Origin of the sequence: Pseudophaeobacter sp. A-200-2 (assembly GCF_041008815.1) — a bacterium.
Lineage (GTDB): Bacteria > Pseudomonadota > Alphaproteobacteria > Rhodobacterales > Rhodobacteraceae > Phycobacter > Phycobacter gallaeciensis_A.
In genome coordinates this window covers 64,326-80,755 of sequence record NZ_JAXGFU010000003.1, presented here as the reverse complement: position 1 = coordinate 80,755, position 16,430 = coordinate 64,326, and the positions used below count along the sequence as shown (strand labels likewise).

Below are 16,430 nucleotides of genomic sequence, written 5' to 3'. Positions count from 1 at the left end.
ATTTCCATTTTCCATGCGGCGGGGCGTCGCTTTGATCTATGCTTTTTCACCTGCCCCGCACATACCAAGGCCAGCATCGCGCCCCCGTATGCCAAAGTAGACTTTGCCAAAGCAGGGCGACAGCGCTAGCGATAGACAGCAAAAGAAGGAGGATCACCGATGGCATTGCTTGATACCGTGGACCCGAAGGGGCTGGATGAATTTTCGGTGGTCTTCACCGACCGCTCGCTCAACCATATGTCGAAGGCCTTCCAGCAGGTGATGCTGGATATCAGCGACATGCTGAAAGAGGTGTACAGCGCCGAGGCCGTGGCCTTGGTGCCCGGTGGCGGTACCTTCGCGATGGAGGCTGTCGCCCGCCAGTTTGCCCGCGGCGCCAATGCTCTGGTGGTGCGCAACGGCTGGTTCTCCTACCGCTGGAGCCAGATCTTTGAAAGCGGCGGCTTCACCGCTTCCAGCACGGTGATGAAGGCGCGCCAGACCGGCAACAGCACCCCGTCGCCCTTTACCCCCGCGCCGATCGAAGAGGTGGTGCAGGCGATCCGCGAACAAAAGCCCGATATCGTCTTTGCGCCGCATGTGGAAACATCGGCCGGGGTGATCCTGCCGGATGATTATGTGACAGCCATGGCCGCCGCCTCCCATGAGGTCGGCGCGCTGATGGTGCTGGATTGCATCGCGTCGGGCTGTGCCTGGGTCGATATGAAGGCCACTGGCGTTGATGTGCTGATCTCGGCCCCGCAAAAGGGCTGGAGCGCGTCTCCCTCGGCGGGGCTCGTGATGTTCTCCGAGGCGGCGCTGAAACGTCTGGAGGAAACCACATCGGACAGTTTCGCCATCAACCTGAAGCAGTGGCGCGCCATCATGAAGGCCTATGAGGACGGCGGTCATGCCTATCATGCCACCATGCCGACCGATGCGCTGCGCGCCTTCCGCGATACCATGCTGGAAACCCGCGAGTACGGCTTTGACCGGCTGCGGGACGCGCAATGGCAGCTGGGCAACGGTGTGCGCGCCTATCTGAAGGACAAGGGCGTGGTCTCGGTTGCCGCCGAAGGGTTCGGTGCGCCGGGCGTCGTGGTCAGCTATACTAGTGACCCCGAGATTCAGAACGGCAAGAAATTTCTGGCGCTAGGCATGCAGATCGCCGCTGGCGTTCCGCTGCAATGCGACGAGCCCGATGATTTCCGCACCTTCCGTCTGGGTCTGTTCGGTCTTGATAAGCTATATGATGTGGAAGGCACGCTGAAGCGCCTGACATCGGTCCTGGATCAGGTGCTCTGACCAGATAGCAACACCAGCCTGCCGGGGATCATGTCGGCAGGCTGGCCACCGTCGCCCGGATGAAGTCCTCGCAGAGCGCGTGCTGGGTGATGGGCAGCATATGGCCAAAGCCCGGTTCGATCCGGCATTTGAGGCCAAAGGCCTCCATCGCGCGGCCCTGTTCTTCGGCATTCAGCACTGCGTCATCCGCTCCGAACAGCACCGCGCCGGGCGTGCGCAGCTCGCGCAGGTACCGGTCGGCTTGCTCTGCAATCGTCGGGTATAGCAGCGTGGCATCGGCAGAAGCCGCGATAAAGCTTTGCGGGCGCAGGCCCAGAATGCCCCCGGCCCGGTCGAGGAAGTCCGGAGGGCAGGTTTCAGGAGCAAAGATCTGCGTCAGAACCGCCTCGGCGGTGCGTTTGGCAGCGGGGATGGCAACCGTATGGGCCATCAGGCGCCGGACCATGGGGGAATGTACGATCAGCCCCTTGAAGGCATCTGCCCCGCCCGCCGAAGGATGGGTCAGGGGCGCCAGCAGCGCCAGCCCCCGGATCCTGTCCGCCGCGGCCAGTGCCATTGCCAGCGATACCGCGCCGCCTAGCGAGTGCCCCACCAGAACCGGGTTTTTCACCCCTTTGGCATCCAGCAGCTCCTGGATCATCGCGGCTTGCGCGGGCAGGCGGGCAAGTGTGTCGCTGTTGCGGGTGGAGTATCCGCAACCGGGCCGGTCCAATGCAATGATATGAAAATCTTGCGCCAGACGTCCGGCCAGCGCATAAGTAAAATGTTGCAATTGCCCCGATAGGCCGTGGATCAGCACCAGTGTCTGCGCTTTCTGCGGTCCTATTTCCACGTAATGCAGCCGACCGTGGGCGGTCTGGTGGAACTGTCCGGCCGGAGGCACCAGTCGCTCTGCCTCGCGGGCCTGCTTGCGTGTGCTAAGATGCGCCGCGCCGAACAAGGCTGCGGGCGCCGCGAGGGCTGCAATCGAGAGCGTACTGAAAACCGACATTGAAAACTCCGGGTGGGGTTAGCGTTCCTGCGGCGCGCCCAGCTCTGAAAGATCCGGGGAGGGAAGGGCGTCCAGCAATTGAAACACCCGGTCCCGGCAGGCTTCGCCGCTCCAGGATACGGGGTGGAATATCGGCGGCAGGCCGGGGTGGCGCAGCACGATCCGGCGCCAGCGGTGCACGATCAGGGTGCGCAGCGTGGCGATCTGGGCCGGATCCAGATCCGTCGGCGGGGTCTTGATCCCCTGCAGGGCCGTGTTGAGCCTATCGCAGGCCTCTTGCAGGTCTTCGGGAAAGAGGCGGTCTTTCAGCCAGACGGGCACCGAGATCTTTGAAAACTCGATGGCCAGCAGGTCATCAAGGTTCCCCGGTATCTTGCCATGGCCAAGGGCGGTGTGCCGGTTAACCGCCACATATTGCGGGAGCAGAAGAACGTCATCCAGCGTGGCCTGTCCTGCGCCTTCCTCACTGATCAGCAGGTGCCAGTCGGTGGGTGCGGGCGGGTGGCGCTCGTAGATGCGCGGGGTCACCGCAGCGGATTGGCTGCGGCCGAATTTCGTCAGGAAATGCACAGAAGCGCGCCCGGAACGAGAGCTTTCGACCCAGCCGTCCTTGCGCAGGCGGTGCAGCGCCACGCGGATGGCTTCGGGTTTGATGCCCATGGGCGTGATAATCCGCGTCAGGGCGCTGCCGCTGATCTGGGCGCCCTCCTTCTGCGCAAGATCACCAAAAAGGGAGACGATGATCGACCAGACCCGCAGGTTCTGCGGATCGTTCAGCTGCGCGACGCTGGCTTCAAACCACTGGTTTTGTTCTGTGCTCATTCTCACAGAATAGAATGCCCGGGCCGCTTGCGCTAGCCCGGGCAAAATTTCTCTTTGATTGCCGCCTGCTATCAGAAGGCGTTCATGGTCAGCAGTTCGTATTCCGCGACCAGTTCGTCGTCCTGATTGGTCAGGGTCACGTGCCAGCGTACCTCGCCGTATTCTTCGTTGCGGGGCGTCTTCTTCTTGACGGTCAGGCGCACCTTGATGCTGTCGCCGGCTGACACCGGTTTCATGAAGCGCAGACCATCAAGGCCGGTGTTGGCCAGCACCGGGCCTTCGTCTGGCTGCACAAAGAGACCCGCGGCAAAGGACAGGAGCAGATAGCCATGCGCGACGCGGCCCGGGAAGAAGGGATTCCGCTTCGCTGCGGCGTCATCCATATGGGCATAGAAGGTATCGCCGGTGAAATGAGCGAAATGTTCGATATCATCAAGCGTGACGGTGCGTGGAGCTGTGTGGAGGGTCTCTCCAATTGACAATTCACCATACTTCCGGGTGAAGGGATGTGCCGGAGCCGCGATTTCCGTGCCGCCCGGCACCCATTTGTCACCGATTGCGGACAGGATATCAGGGCTGCCCTGGATGGCGGTGCGCTGCATGTAATGTTTGACGCCGCGCACGCCGCCCAGCTCCTCGCCGCCGCCAGCACGACCCGGACCGCCGTGCACCATATGGGGCAGCGGAGAGCCGTGGCCGGTGGATTCCTTCATCGAGTCGCGGTTGTTGAAATAGAGGCGCCCGTGGAAGGCGCCGGAGCCAAGCGCGACAGCGCGCGCGACTGCCGGATCATGGGTGATGACCGAGGCAACAAGCGAGCCCTGACCGCGATTGGCCAGCGCGATGGCGTGGTCCAGATCACGATAGCCCATCACGGTCGAGACCGGGCCGAAGGCTTCGGTGTCATGCACATGCACAGCTGTGTCAGGGTCTTCGCAGTGGAACAGCATCGGCGGCACAAAGGCGCCCTGTTCGGCGTCGGCGCCTTCGACGGCAAAATTTTCGGGATCGCCAAAGACGCGTTTGGCTTCGGTGCCGATCAGGGCCGCTTTTTCCAACACGTCGCGTTTCTGGCTGCCAGACACCAGCGCGCCCATGCGGGTGGTTTCCAGGCGCGGATCGCCGATCACCACTTTCGCGAGGCGCGCCGACAGGGCCTCGATCACCGCCTGAACCTGCGCTTCGGGGGCGATGATGCGGCGCACGGCGGTACATTTCTGACCTGCCTTGGCGGTCATCTCGCGGCTGACTTCCTTGATGAACAGGTCAAATTCCGGCGTGCCAGGCGCTGCGTCAGGCCCCAGGATCGAGGCGTTGAGGCTGTCCTGTTCGGCCACGAACCGCACTGAGTTCTCAACAATCGCCGGGGTGTTGCGCAGTTTCAGCGCGGTGTTGGCGGAGCCGGTGAAGCTGACTACGTCCTGGCAATCCAGACGGTTCAGCATGTCGCCGATACCGCCCGAGACAAGCTGCAGCGCGCCCTCGGGCAGGATGCCGCTATCGAGCATGATCTTTACCGCCAGTTCAGTGACATAGCAGGTCGCGGTCGCTGGTTTCACGATGGCAGGAACACCCGCCAGCAGGGTGGGCGCCAGTTTCTCCAGCATGCCCCAGACCGGGAAGTTGAAGGCGTTGATATGCACCGCAACCCCTTGCAGTGGGGTGCAGATATGCTGGCCGAGGAAGCTGCCTGTGCGGGAAAGCTGTTCGACATCGCCGTCCAGATAGACATGGCCATCGGGCATTTCGCGGCGCCCCTTGGAGGCAAAGACGAACATGGTGCCGATGCCGCCGTCGATGTCGATCATGTGATCCGATTGCGTGGCGCCAGTGTGGAAGGACAGATCGTAGAGCGCGTCCTTGTGCTTGCCGAGTTCGGTGGCCAGCGCCTTCAGCATGCGTGCGCGGTCGTGGAAGGTCAGTTTGCGCAAGGCAGGGCCACCCACCTTGCGGGCATGATCCAGCATTGCCTGCACATCAAGGTCATCATTGCCGGCGCTGGCGATCGTGGCGCCGGTCACCGCACTGGCGATATTGCGGGCGCCTGCGCCGGGTTTCACCCAGTCTCCGGCGGCGTAGCTGGAAATCTCAAGAAGGCTCATTGCTGTCTCCCTAGGTTGCCCGCGCCAGCATTGTTCGCCCCGGACACGGGGCAGGATCAGATGCCGCATGGCGGGCAGGATTGATTTGCGATATATATTGACCGTCCGGTCGGTTTATGCAAGAAAATTGTCCAGACGCCGCCCGAGCTGGTGATTTCGGAAAGAAAACAGCCTTCTGGCGGATCAAGTGATATTGGGGGTGAGGGGAATGACAGATTCGATTCTGGTCGCGGATCACGGGCAGTGGGTGGAAATCACCCTGAATCGCCCGGACCGGCTGAACAGCTTCAACGATGAGATGCACAATGCCTTGCGCGCCGCGCTGGAGGCTGCCCGCGATGGTGGCGCCCGGGCGGTTCTGCTGACCGGTGCTGGCCGGGGCTTTTGCGCCGGGCAGGATCTGGGCGATCGCGATCCGCGCAAGATGGACGGCCCGCCGGATCTTGGGAATACCGTGCGGACCTTCTATGCGCCGCTGGTACGGTTGATCCGCTCGCTGAACTTCCCGGTGATCTGCGCCGTCAATGGCGTTGCTGCCGGGGCTGGGGCAAATATCGCACTCGCCTGTGATGTGGTTCTGGCGGCCGAAAGCGCCAAGTTCATCCAATCCTTCTCCAAGGTGGGTCTGATCCCCGATACTGGCGGCAGCTGGCATCTGCCACGTCTTCTGGGCGAAGCCCGCGCGAAGGGGCTGGCCTTTACCGCCGAGCCGCTGCCCGCCAAAAAGGCCGAGGACTGGGGGCTGATCTGGAAGGCGTTGCCGGATGAAGAGCTTATGACCGAAGCCCGCGCCATGGCCGAGAAATTCGGAAATGGTCCGACGCTGGGTCTGGGGCTGACCAAACAATGTATTCAAGCTGCCGCCGTCGACACGCTGACCGACCATCTGGAGATGGAAGCGGACGCCATGAAAACCTGCGGTGAAAGCGCAGACTATGCCGAAGGCGTTGCCTCTTTCCTGGAAAAGCGCAGCCCGGAGTTCAAAGGCAAATGACCATGACCCCGAAAGAACGCGCGGAAAAATCCAGCGCCGCCATGTGGTCCAGCGACAATGCGTCGAAATGGGCCGGAATGGAGATCGCCGAGGTCGACGCCGGGCGCGCGGTACTGCAGCTGACGGTCGAAGCGCACCATTGCAACGGCCACGGTATCTGCCATGGCGGCGTGACCTTTATGCTGGCCGACAGCGCCTTTGCCTTTGCCTGCAACAGCCGCAATCAGGCCACCGTGGCGCAAAGCAACAGCATTACCTATACCGCGCCGGGACGCCTTGGCGACCGGCTGACCGCCGATGCGCGAGAGGTCTCCTTGACCGGGCGCAGCGGCATCTACGACGTGACCGTCAAAAATCAGGATGATCTGGTGATCGCAGAGTTCCGGGGCCTGTCCCGTGCGATCAAAGGCCATCTTTTCGAAGAATAGGTGAGGAGGACGCCATGAAAGACCTGACCCCCAACAAGGCCGAGCTCGACCCGATCGAAATCGCCTCCATCGACGAAATCCGCAGCCTGCAGCTGGAGCGCCTGAAATGGTCGCTGCGCCATGCCTATGACAACGTGCCGATGTACAAGCAGCGGTTCGATGAAGCGGGCGTGCATCCCGACGATCTGCAGCAGCTTTCGGATCTTTCGAAGTTCCCCTTCACCTACAAGAATGACTTGCGCGACAACTACCCATTCGGTCTCTTTGCCGTGCCGCGCGAGGAAATCATCCGCCTGCACGCGTCCTCGGGCACCACGGGCAAGCCGACCGTCGTGGGCTATACCAAGGGAGACATCGACAACTGGGCCGATCTGGTCGCGCGGAGCTTGCGCGCCGCCGGTCTGCGCAAGGGCAACATGGTGCATAACGCCTATGGCTATGGGCTCTTCACCGGCGGTCTTGGCGCCCATTACGGGATCGAACGCCTGGGCGCCACCGTGGTGCCGATGTCCGGCGGCCAGACCGAGAAACAGGTGGGCCTGATCACCGACTTCAAACCTGACGGGATCATGGTGACACCCTCCTACATGCTCAACATCCTTGAGCAGTTCCACAAGGTGGGACTGGACCCGCGCGACAGCTCGCTGCAGGTGGGTGTCTTCGGCGCCGAGCCCTGGACCGATGCCATGCGCAAGGAGGTCGAAGACGCCTTTGACATGCACGCGGTGGATATTTACGGCCTGTCGGAAATCATGGGGCCGGGTGTGGCCAGCGAATGCGTGGAAACCAAGGACGGCCCGGTCATCTGGGAGGATCACTTCCTGCCCGAGATCATTGACCCCGTCACCGGTGAAGTGCTGCCCGACGGCGAAATGGGCGAGTTGGTCTTTACCACGCTCACCAAGGAAGGCCTGCCGATGGTGCGTTACCGCACCCGCGATCTGACCCGCCTGCTGCCGGGCACTGCCCGCACCATGCGGCGGATGGAAAAGATCACTGGCCGCAGCGACGACATGATCATCCTGCGCGGCGTCAACGTCTTCCCCAGCCAGATCGAAGAGCAGCTGATGGCCACCGGTGGTCTGGCGCCGCATTACCAGATCGAGCTTTATAAATCCGGCCGCATGGATGCGATGCGCGTCTTTGTCGAAGCCAACCCGGATGCCACCGACGAAATGTCGAAAACCGCTGCAGCGCGGATGCTGACCAAACGGATCAAGGATATGGTCGGGGTCTCGACCGAGATCATTGTTGGCGAGCCGGGCGAGGTGGAGCGCAGCCAGGGCAAGGCCAAGCGCGTCGTCGACAACCGCGACAAAGGATAGGCAGAGCAGTGGCCCGCACGATCGCAAAAGACCATGACCTGAAGCGGGCGCAGATCCTCAAATCTGCGGCCAAGGTCTTCGCTGACGCCGGTTATGACCGCGCGTCGATGACCCAGCTGGCGCGGGAGTGCGGGATCTCCAAGGCCAATATCTATCACTACTATGACAGCAAGGATGCCGTTCTCTTCGGCCTCCTTGAAACCTATCTGAGCGATTTGCGGGATCGGGTCTGCGAGCTGGACCTGTCGGGCCTTGAGGCAGAGGCCCGCCTGCGCCGCATCGTGGCGGAGATATTGCTCGCCTATCAGGGGGCCGATGACGAGCATCAGGTGCAGATCAGCGCCATGTCAGCCCTCCCCGAAGAACAGCAGACATTGCTGCGTGGCTATCAGCGCGAGCTGGTCACCTTCATGAGCGACGCGATCAGCGCCGTCGCGCCCGAGGTTTTTGCCGGGGATGCGGCGAAGCTGCGCGCAGCGACCATGTCGGTCTTTGGCATGCTGAACTGGTATTACATGTGGAATTCCGGTGCCGGATCCGACGCCCGCGAGGGCTATGCCGATATTGTCACCACCCTGACGCTGAACGGGGTAAAGGGCCTCTGAGAGCAAAGGGGCTGACAGCAGGGTTTATCCCGGAAAGCGAAAAAGCCGCCCGAAAGGGCGGCCTTTGGTGATTCGGGAAGCAAAAGCACCGTCATCATTTTTAATGTGGTTTGCGCAGAGGGTTACTCTGCCAACAACCTCAGAGCAGTTCCAGCGAACCTGCGGACTGCTTGCCGTCACGGCCGGTTTCCAGCTCATAGGAAACTTTTTGGTTGTCGTTCAAACCGTTGAGGCCCGAGCGTTCAACCGCCGAGATGTGCACGAACACATCTTTTCCGCCAGCTTCGGGCTCGATAAAGCCGTAGCCTTTAGTTGCGTTGAACCATTTTACGGTGCCATTGGCCATCCGATATCTCCAGTATAGACTTCCTCCGCAACGTGCGAAGGTATTCAAACGCCTATCACAGGCTGACCGGTCCGACCATGCCAATAATGTCATAGGTCTTGCGCAGGATCGGGGCTGTGATTTCGCGGGCACGTTCAGAGCCGCGCGACAGGATGCGGTCGATTTCGTCCTGTTCGCCCATCAGCCGGGCCATTTCGGTCGAGATCGGCGCCATCTTGGACACGGCCAGATCTGCCAGCATCGGCTTGAACTCCGAGAACTGCCGCCCGCCAACATCAGCCAGCACCTGGTCCACGGTCTGTTCGGCGAGGGCCGCGTAGATGTTCACCAGATTGCGCGCTTCGGGGCGCTCTTCCAGGCCCTTGGCTTCCGACGGCAGGGCCTCCGGGTCGGTCTTGGCCTTGCGGATCTTCTTGGCGATTGTGTCGGCATCGTCGGTCAGGTTGATGCGGCTTGCATCTGAAGGATCCGATTTCGACATCTTCTTGGAGCCGTCACGCAGGCTCATCACCCGCGTGGCGGCACCCTCGATCACCGGCTCGGTCAGCGGGAAGAAATCAACGCCATAGTCGTGGTTGAACTTGGCCGCGATGTCGCGCGTGAGTTCAAGGTGCTGTTTCTGGTCCTCGCCCACCGGCACATGCGTGGCGTGGTAGATTAGGATGTCCGCCGCCATCAGCGACGGATAGGCCAGTAGACCCAGCGAGGCGTTCTGCTGGTTCTTGCCCGCCTTGTCTTTCCACTGGGTCATCCGCTGCATCCAGCCCATGCGGGCAACACAGTTGAAAACCCAGGCCAGTTGCGCATGTTCAGGCACCTGGCTCTGGTTGATGAGAATGGATTTCTCCGGATCAAGCCCGGCGGCAATGAACCCGGCACACAGTTCGCGGGTGGCTTTTTTCAGATCGTTGGGATCTTGCCAGACGGTGATCGCGTGCAGGTCGACCATGCAATAGATGGTCTCCATGTCCTTGTCCTGCCAGTCGACAAACCGTTTGAGAGCACCAAGGTAGTTGCCAAGGTGCAGGTTGCCCGAGGGCTGGATGCCGGAAAAGACACGCGGCGTGAAAGTGGTCTCGGTCATCGAGAAACTCCCGTCTGGAAATAGGGCCTGCGGTGGCTTAACCATGGGCGCAACGGTCGTCAACAGCCCGTCCAGGTGGCGGGTCCACAAGGGCGCGTCAAAAGGCCGGGACAGGCAAAAAGGGCAGGAAAGAAATGAGCAGCAGTGAAAACCCATCACCCGTGAACCCGCTGCCGCCCGTGGTGGTGGCGCTGGTGCTGGTTATCATGGGGATCGAGGCGGCGTTTTCGCTTGGCGCGCGCGGCATCGTCGGAGGCCCGTCCGCCGTGGGCTGGCGGCTGGAGGCTTTCCAGTCTTACGCATTCTCTGCCGAAATTTTCTGGTGGATGTGGGAGACCGGACAATGGCCCGCGCAGCATCTGCTGCGGTTTGTCTCCTTTGCCTTTGTGCACGGCAGTTTCACCCATGCGCTGTTTGTCTGCGTCTTCGTGCTGGCCATGGGCAAGATGGTCGGAGAGGTCTTTGGCGATATTGCCATGATCCTGATCTTTGTCCTTTCTGCCATCGGTGGCGCCCTGGGCTATGCGATCTTCTCCGGCAGTCCGGTGCCCCTGATCGGCGGATTTCCGGCGGTTTACGGGTTGATCGGGGCCTTTACCTATATCCTGTGGCGACAATTGTCGCTGGTGGGCGCGCAGCAGAGCCGGGCGTTTTCGCTGATTGCCTTTCTGATGGGGATCCAGCTGCTGTTTGCGCTGCTGTTTGGCGGCCAACCCGACTGGATCGCGGATCTGACTGGCTTTGCCACCGGGTTCTTCCTGTCGTTTTTCCTGGCGCCCGGCGGCTGGGCGCGGTTCCGCAACAAGATCCGTCACGACTGAACGCGGGCAGGGGGCTCCCGCCCGGATTGCGACAGGACACCATGCCTGATCCCGTTGGGCCGGGCGCCGTGCCAGGGCGCGGCGCGGTCAGCCCCGGTTGCGGCGGAGTGCCTTTTTGAATTCTGCGAGCCGGAAGGCGCCAACGGCCTGGCCGACGCCAAAGTAGATCACCGCCCCTGTCAGGATCAGTCCCAGAAGGGCCAGATAGCGCCAGCTTGGCAGGTAGAAGAGCCAGGCAAGCTGCTGTGTGCCGATATGAAGCACCGCGCCCATCAGCAGCGAGACCGCAAGAATGCGCCAGCCGCGTCGGAAGAAACGCGCATCAAAGCGGGCGACATCCCCCATGCGGCGCCCGGCCCCCATCCACAGCAGAGCGACCATCGCCCAGCCTGCCGTCGATGCGGCGATGGCGGGAGAGACCCAGCCCACAAGTGGCTTCAACCCGATGGCCAGCACCGCGTTGAGGATCATCGCCACCAGCGCGTAGTAGAACGGCGTGCGGGTGTCCTGCCGTGCAAAATAGAGCGGTTGCAGGACCTTCTGCAGCACGAAGGCAGGCAGCCCGGCGCCGTAGATCGCCACAGCCAGGGCAATGGCCGCCACGTCCTCGGGGCCTGTTGCGCCGCGTTCGTAGAGCACCGAAACCAGCGGCACCGGCACCGCGATGAAAGCGGCAGCTGAGGGCAGTGTCAGCAGCAATGAGAACTCCCCGGCGCGCGAAAGCCCCTCGCGCGCACCTGTATCATCATCTGCCCGCAGGCGCCGGGTCAGATCCGGTAGCAGCACGATGCCGACAGCAATCCCGACCACGCCAAGCGGCAGTTGATACAGACGGTCGGCAATGAACAGCCAGCTGACCGCGTTCTCGATATCCGAGGCGACCAGCTGCCCCACCACCAGATTGACCTGGGTGACGCCCATGGCCAGCGCGGCCGGAACCGCCACTCGCACGAGGCGGCGCATGGCGGGGGTGACGCGTGGCAGGCCGGGGCGCAGGCGGATGCCCGCACGCTCGGTCGCGCGCCAGACCAGCGCCAGTTGCGCAACGCCAGCAACCGGGATGGTCCAGACCAGCCAGGTGATGACCTCATGGCCAAGCGCGGCCCCAGTGATCATCGCGCTGCAGGCAAAGATGTTCAGCAGCACGGGCGCCGCCGCAGCAGCAGCAAACCGCCCCGTAGCGTTCAAGACACCGGAAAACAGCGCCGCCAGCGACATGAACAGGATGTAGGGAAAGACGATATGGCCATATCCTACAGCCAGATCAAAACGCGCATCCCCGACAAAACCTTCGGCCGTTGCCCAGACAAGGGCGGGCATGAAGACCATGCCAAGGCCGGTCAGGGCCAGTACCGCAGCGGCGAGTAGGTTGAACGCCTGTTGGGCGAAGCCTTCTGCGTCTTCATCGGCCTCCAGCCGGTCGGCGAACTGGGGCACAAAGGCTGCGTTGAAGGCACCTTCGGCAAAGAAGCGGCGGAACAGGTTGGGCAGGCGGAAGGCGGCGACAAAGGCATCAAGCACCGGACCGGGGCCGATATAGGCGGCGATCAGGATTTCGCGCACAAAGCCGAGGATGCGGCTGGCCAGAGTCCAGAAACCAACCGTGACAAAGCCGGACAGCAGTTTGATCGGCTTCATGAACCGGCTCGCTTGGCCCCGGCGGAAATGGCCTCGCGCAGCTTGCGCTCAAGGGTCTTCTGCTTGGATTCCGAGTGGTATTTCAGGCCGAACATGTCTTTGACATAGAAGGAATCGACCACCTGTTCGCCGTAGGTCGCGATCACCGCATTGGCGATATAGACATTGGCATCTGCAAGGGTGCGCGCCAGATCATACAGCAGGCCAGCCCGGTCACGGGTATCCACCTCGATGATGGTGTAGATCTCTGACCCTTCGTTATCAAAGGTGATGTGGGTCGGCACGTTGAAGGCCTTTTCACGCTTCTTGATCTTGTCGCGCGACACCAGCGCCTCGCGGGCGATGACCTCGCCCTTCAGGGTTTTCAGGATCATCTGGGTCAGGCGGGGCAGGCGCGAGGCCTCATAGGGGTGGCCTTCGGCGTCCTGAATCCAGAAGGCATCGGTCACATAGCCGTCCTTGGTCGTATAAGAGCGTGCATCGACGACATTGGCCCCGACCAGTGCCAGGGCGCCCACCATACGGGCAAAGATGCCGGGATGGTCGGCCATGGCAAAACAGGCGCGGGTGGCATCGCGGTCTTCATCGGGATGCATGCGGATGATGACTTCACCCGGATCACCGATCTCTTCCAGCTCGCGCAGCATTTCGGCAAAATCCACATGCGCGGTCACATGCAGGCCTTGCCAATAGGGCGGATAATGGCGCGAGGTTTCGCGTTTGAGATCGGATTTGGTCCAGTCTGGCAGCGCCGTGCGCAGGCGCTTCTTGGCGGCTGTGCCTCGGTGTTCGCGGTTCAGCGCCTCCATGCCGTCTTCCAGCGCGCGGCGGGTCTGGTTGTAAAGCGAGCGCAGCAGGGCGGCTTTCCAGTTGTTCCAGGTGTGCGGTCCGACGCCACGGATATCGCAGACGGTCAGCAACAGAAGCAGATCCAGCCGTTTCACCGATTGCACCGCCTTGGCAAATCCGCGCACGGTGCGCGGATCGGCAATATCGCGTTTTTGCGCCATGTCCGACATCAGAAGGTGATAGCGCACCAGCCATTCGACGGTCTCGCTGTCGGATTTGTTGAGCCCCAGCCGCGGCGCCACCTTGCGGGCGATCTGGGCGCCAAGGATCGAATGGTCCTGTTCGCGCCCCTTGCCGATATCGTGCAGCAGCATGGCCACCATCAGAACCTTGCGGTTGACCCCTTTGCGCAGCACTTCGGAGGAAACTGGCAGTTCGTCTTCGAGCTCGCCACGTTCAATGGATGCAAAGTTCGAGATCACCTGAATGGTATGCTCGTCCACCGTGTAGGAATGATACATGTTGAACTGCATCATCGCCACGATCGGTTCGAATTCCGGCAGGAAGGCAGAGAGGACGCCAAGCTCGTTCATGCGGCGCAGCGCGCGTTCGGGGTTTCCGTGCTTCAGCAGCAGATCCAGAAAGATGCGGCAGGCTTCCTTGTTGGCGCGCATTTCATCATCGATCAGGTCCAGATTGGCCGTGACCAGACGCATCGCATCAGGGTGGATCAGCATGCCTGTGCGCAGACCTTCTTCGAAGATCCTGAGCAGGTTCAGCTTGTCCGCCAGAAACTCTTCGGGATCGACGATATCCAGCCGGTTGTGCACGACCTTGTAGCCGGGTTTGATTTTTGGGCGGCGGCGGAAAATCCGTTCCAGCAGCGGTTCGCCCTTTTGCTGGCTTGCCTCAAGCTTGGTCAGGAAAATGCGGGTGATATCCCCGACCTGGGTGGCCTTGCGGAAATAGTCCTGCATGAAGACTTCGACGCCGCGCCGCCCGGCGCGGTCCTGATAGCCCATGCGCTCGGCGACCTCGACCTGCAAATCGAATGTCAGCTGTTCGGTCGCGCGCCCGGTTGCCAGATGCATGTGCGAGCGCACCGCCCAGAGAAAATTCTCTGCCTCGGCGAAAAATTCGAACTCTTCCCGGCTGAACAGGCCCAGCGGCACCAGTTCGGCGACGTCCTGCACCTGATAAAGATACTTGGAGATCCAGAACAGCGATTGTAGGTCGCGCAACCCGCCTTTGCCTTCCTTTACATTGGGTTCGACCATGTAACGCTCACCCTGTTTCAGGTGGCGTTCGTCCCGTTCGGCCAGCTTGGCCTCGACGAATTCGCGGGCATCCTTGGAAAAGAGATCGCTGCGCAGCCGGTTGTCCAGCTCTTGGGCAAGGTCGGCGTCACCGGACAGGAAACGGTGTTCCAGCATGGCGGTACGGATGGTGTAATCCTCGGCGCCAAGGCGGATGCAATCCTTGATCGTGCGGCTGGAGTGGCCGACCTTCAGCCGCAGGTCCCACAGCATATAAAGCATCGATTCAATGACGCTCTCGGCCCAGGCGGTGATCTTGTAGGGGGTCAGAAACAGCAGGTCTACGTCCGAAAACGGTGCCATTTCGGCCCGGCCGTATCCGCCCACGGCCATTACGGCGATACGTTCGCCCTGGGTCGGGTTGGCCAGCGGATGCAGGAATTGTGTGGCGGCCCGAAAGGCGGTCGTGACCAGCCCGTCGGTCAGGTGGCTGTAGGACTGGGTCAGCGCACGGGCGGCAAAGGGCGCCGCAGTAAAGGCTTCGGCAATCGCCGCGCGGCCTTCCTTGTTGGCCTCACGCAGCAGACGGACCACCTCTGCGCGCAGCGCTGCCGCCTCCATGTCCTTGGCTGCGGCAGCAATCTGCTCGTGTATCGCCGCAGCGTCAAAAATCTTGTCTGCGGCGCAGATCAGCGGGCCTTTGACCGGGGCGAGGGGCGGGGTGCCTTGATGGGCCGGATCAGAATCCTGTGCCGGAGAAGCTACTGGGAGCTGGGTCAATGACGACCACCTTCTGTTCTTGGATTGTTGCGACCGCAAGGCCGCGTTCATTGGTGCCATCGGCGCGCAGACGGAAGATACCACCGGTGCCCTGGAAGCCTGCGCCCTGGGTTAGGGCGGCGCCGGTTAGGGCGTCGGATTTCCCGGCACTGACCAGAGCCCCGATCGCGGCGATACCGTCATAGGCAAGCCCGCCGATGGAATGCGGAGCGCCCCCGTAGGCAGAGCTGTAGCGGGTAATGAACTGCTGCGATTTGCTCGGGTCGGGCAGGGCAAACCAGCCGCCCTGCACACCGGGCAGGGACAGGGTTGGCGAGGGGATGTCCCAGCGAGTCAGACCGATGTACTGGGTGCTTTCCTTATCCAGGCCCGCTTCGGGCAGAAGCTGGGTCAGCAGTGGTAGGGCGCCTGCGGTGGTCGCGGTCATGAAGACGGCGTTGGCATTGTTGGCACGCGCAGTGTCGCGGATCGGGCCGACGGCGTCGATCACGCCTTTCTGGGACAGCTCATATCCGACCGACCCGGCAATGGTTGCACCAGTGCGCCCGGCTGCGGCCTGAATGGCAGCGCTTCCTGCACGGCCCGCAGCGTCATTGCCGCTGACGATCACGATATTGCCGCGCCCCTGGCGTACAGCGTATTCGGTCAGGCGCTGGGCGGTATTGGCAAAGGTCGCCCCCAGGATAAAGACATTGCCGCCGGCGATTGCGGTGTTGTTGGAAAAGGCCAGCACGTTGACGTTGCGCTTGGCCGCAGCGACGCCTGCAGCATTTGCGGCCTCGGCATAGACCGGGCCAAGGATGATGCGTGCGCCGTCGTTGATGGCCTGGGTGGCCGCATTGGCCGCTGTCGCCGGATCGCCTGCTGTGTCATAGACCTTGAGGTCCACCTGCACGCCCTTCAAATCGCCGATCGCCAGTCGCGCCGCGTTTTCGAGGCTTTGCGCCAGAACGCTGTCGCCGGATTTGGCCGATCCGCGCGGCACCAATAGCGCCACGGGAACCGGTTTCGAGGTGTTGATGCTCGGGCCGCTTCCGATGCTGGTCGGGTTGCAGGCGCTCAGAGCAAAGGCGGAAATTGCGGTAATCGCGGCGAATGCCGCCTTGCGGGCCTGTTTGAAAACGGCGAACATGATGGACCTGAAACTCCCCTTTTCCGGCGCAGG

The 16,430-nt window shown here is 62.0% G+C and carries 14 protein-coding genes; 6 read left to right on the top strand and 8 right to left on the bottom strand.

The window, feature by feature from the left end:
- Positions 1–159: 159 nt before the first annotated feature.
- Positions 160–1,284, top strand: a complete 1,125-nt coding sequence (locus SM766_RS05275) for an aminotransferase class V-fold PLP-dependent enzyme (protein WP_368947158.1) — start codon at positions 160–162, stop codon at positions 1,282–1,284.
- Positions 1,285–1,312: 28 nt separating this feature from the next.
- Here SM766_RS05275 and SM766_RS05270 read toward each other — a convergent pair whose 3' ends face one another.
- The 3 genes from SM766_RS05270 to paaZ all read right to left on the bottom strand — a co-directional run bounded on the left by SM766_RS05270 (position 1,313) and on the right by paaZ (position 5,199).
- The gene (locus SM766_RS05270; RefSeq protein ID WP_368947157.1) at positions 1,313–2,275 is read right to left on the bottom strand and encodes an alpha/beta fold hydrolase; all 963 of its coding nucleotides are present in this window, start codon (positions 2,273–2,275) and stop codon (positions 1,313–1,315) included.
- A gap of 18 nt (positions 2,276–2,293) precedes the next feature.
- Positions 2,294–3,097 carry a PaaX family transcriptional regulator C-terminal domain-containing protein gene (locus tag SM766_RS05265; protein ID WP_274837663.1) on the bottom strand — a complete coding sequence of 268 codons (804 nt, stop codon included), beginning with the start codon at positions 3,095–3,097 and terminating at the stop codon, positions 2,294–2,296.
- 71 nt (positions 3,098–3,168) lie between these two features.
- On the bottom strand, positions 3,169–5,199 hold the full coding sequence (gene paaZ, locus SM766_RS05260) for a phenylacetic acid degradation bifunctional protein PaaZ (RefSeq protein ID WP_368947156.1): 2,031 nt from the start codon (positions 5,197–5,199) through the stop codon (positions 3,169–3,171).
- Between the two features lie 208 nt (positions 5,200–5,407).
- Between paaZ and paaG the strand changes: the two genes are divergently transcribed.
- From paaG to SM766_RS05240, 4 genes are read left to right on the top strand one after another with little or no spacing between them, the layout of a single operon-like run.
- On the top strand, positions 5,408–6,193 hold the full coding sequence (gene paaG / locus SM766_RS05255; protein WP_065272738.1) for a 2-(1,2-epoxy-1,2-dihydrophenyl)acetyl-CoA isomerase PaaG: 786 nt from the start codon (positions 5,408–5,410) through the stop codon (positions 6,191–6,193).
- A gap of 2 nt (positions 6,194–6,195) precedes the next feature.
- On the top strand, positions 6,196–6,621 hold the full coding sequence (gene paaI / locus SM766_RS05250; protein WP_065273739.1) for a hydroxyphenylacetyl-CoA thioesterase PaaI: 426 nt from the start codon (positions 6,196–6,198) through the stop codon (positions 6,619–6,621).
- 14 nt (positions 6,622–6,635) lie between these two features.
- Positions 6,636–7,946, top strand: coding sequence for a phenylacetate--CoA ligase PaaK (gene paaK, locus SM766_RS05245; protein ID WP_274834473.1), 1,311 nt, complete (start codon positions 6,636–6,638; stop codon positions 7,944–7,946).
- Between the two features lie 8 nt (positions 7,947–7,954).
- Positions 7,955–8,551: a TetR/AcrR family transcriptional regulator gene (locus SM766_RS05240; RefSeq protein WP_065272740.1), complete on the top strand. Its 597-nt coding sequence runs from the start codon at positions 7,955–7,957 to the stop codon at positions 8,549–8,551.
- A 139-nt stretch (positions 8,552–8,690) separates the two neighbouring features.
- Here the strand turns inward: SM766_RS05240 and SM766_RS05235 are convergent, their stop codons facing one another.
- Positions 8,691–8,897 carry a cold-shock protein gene (locus SM766_RS05235; protein WP_065272741.1) on the bottom strand — a complete coding sequence of 69 codons (207 nt, stop codon included), beginning with the start codon at positions 8,895–8,897 and terminating at the stop codon, positions 8,691–8,693.
- 55 nt (positions 8,898–8,952) lie between these two features.
- Positions 8,953–9,981 (bottom strand): tryptophan--tRNA ligase, encoded by a 1,029-nt coding sequence (gene trpS / locus SM766_RS05230; protein ID WP_065272742.1) that lies wholly within the window; start codon positions 9,979–9,981, stop codon positions 8,953–8,955.
- Between the two features lie 134 nt (positions 9,982–10,115).
- Here trpS and SM766_RS05225 point away from each other — a divergent pair, with 134 nt between their 5' ends.
- A complete protein-coding gene (locus SM766_RS05225; protein WP_274867073.1) occupies positions 10,116–10,802 on the top strand; it encodes a rhomboid family intramembrane serine protease in 687 nt (228 codons plus the stop codon).
- Positions 10,803–10,889: 87 nt separating this feature from the next.
- Here the strand turns inward: SM766_RS05225 and murJ are convergent, their stop codons facing one another.
- From murJ to SM766_RS05210, 3 genes are read right to left on the bottom strand one after another with little or no spacing between them, the layout of a single operon-like run.
- Positions 10,890–12,440 carry a murein biosynthesis integral membrane protein MurJ gene (murJ, locus tag SM766_RS05220; protein ID WP_368947155.1) on the bottom strand — a complete coding sequence of 517 codons (1,551 nt, stop codon included), beginning with the start codon at positions 12,438–12,440 and terminating at the stop codon, positions 10,890–10,892.
- Positions 12,437–15,265: a [protein-PII] uridylyltransferase gene (locus SM766_RS05215; RefSeq protein ID WP_368947154.1), complete on the bottom strand. Its 2,829-nt coding sequence runs from the start codon at positions 15,263–15,265 to the stop codon at positions 12,437–12,439. The genes murJ and SM766_RS05215 overlap by 4 nt, the downstream gene beginning before the upstream one ends.
- The gene (locus tag SM766_RS05210; protein ID WP_065272746.1) at positions 15,225–16,397 is read right to left on the bottom strand and encodes a penicillin-binding protein activator; all 1,173 of its coding nucleotides are present in this window, start codon (positions 16,395–16,397) and stop codon (positions 15,225–15,227) included. Before SM766_RS05210 ends, SM766_RS05215 begins: the two co-directional genes overlap by 41 nt.
- Positions 16,398–16,430: the final 33 nt, after the last annotated feature.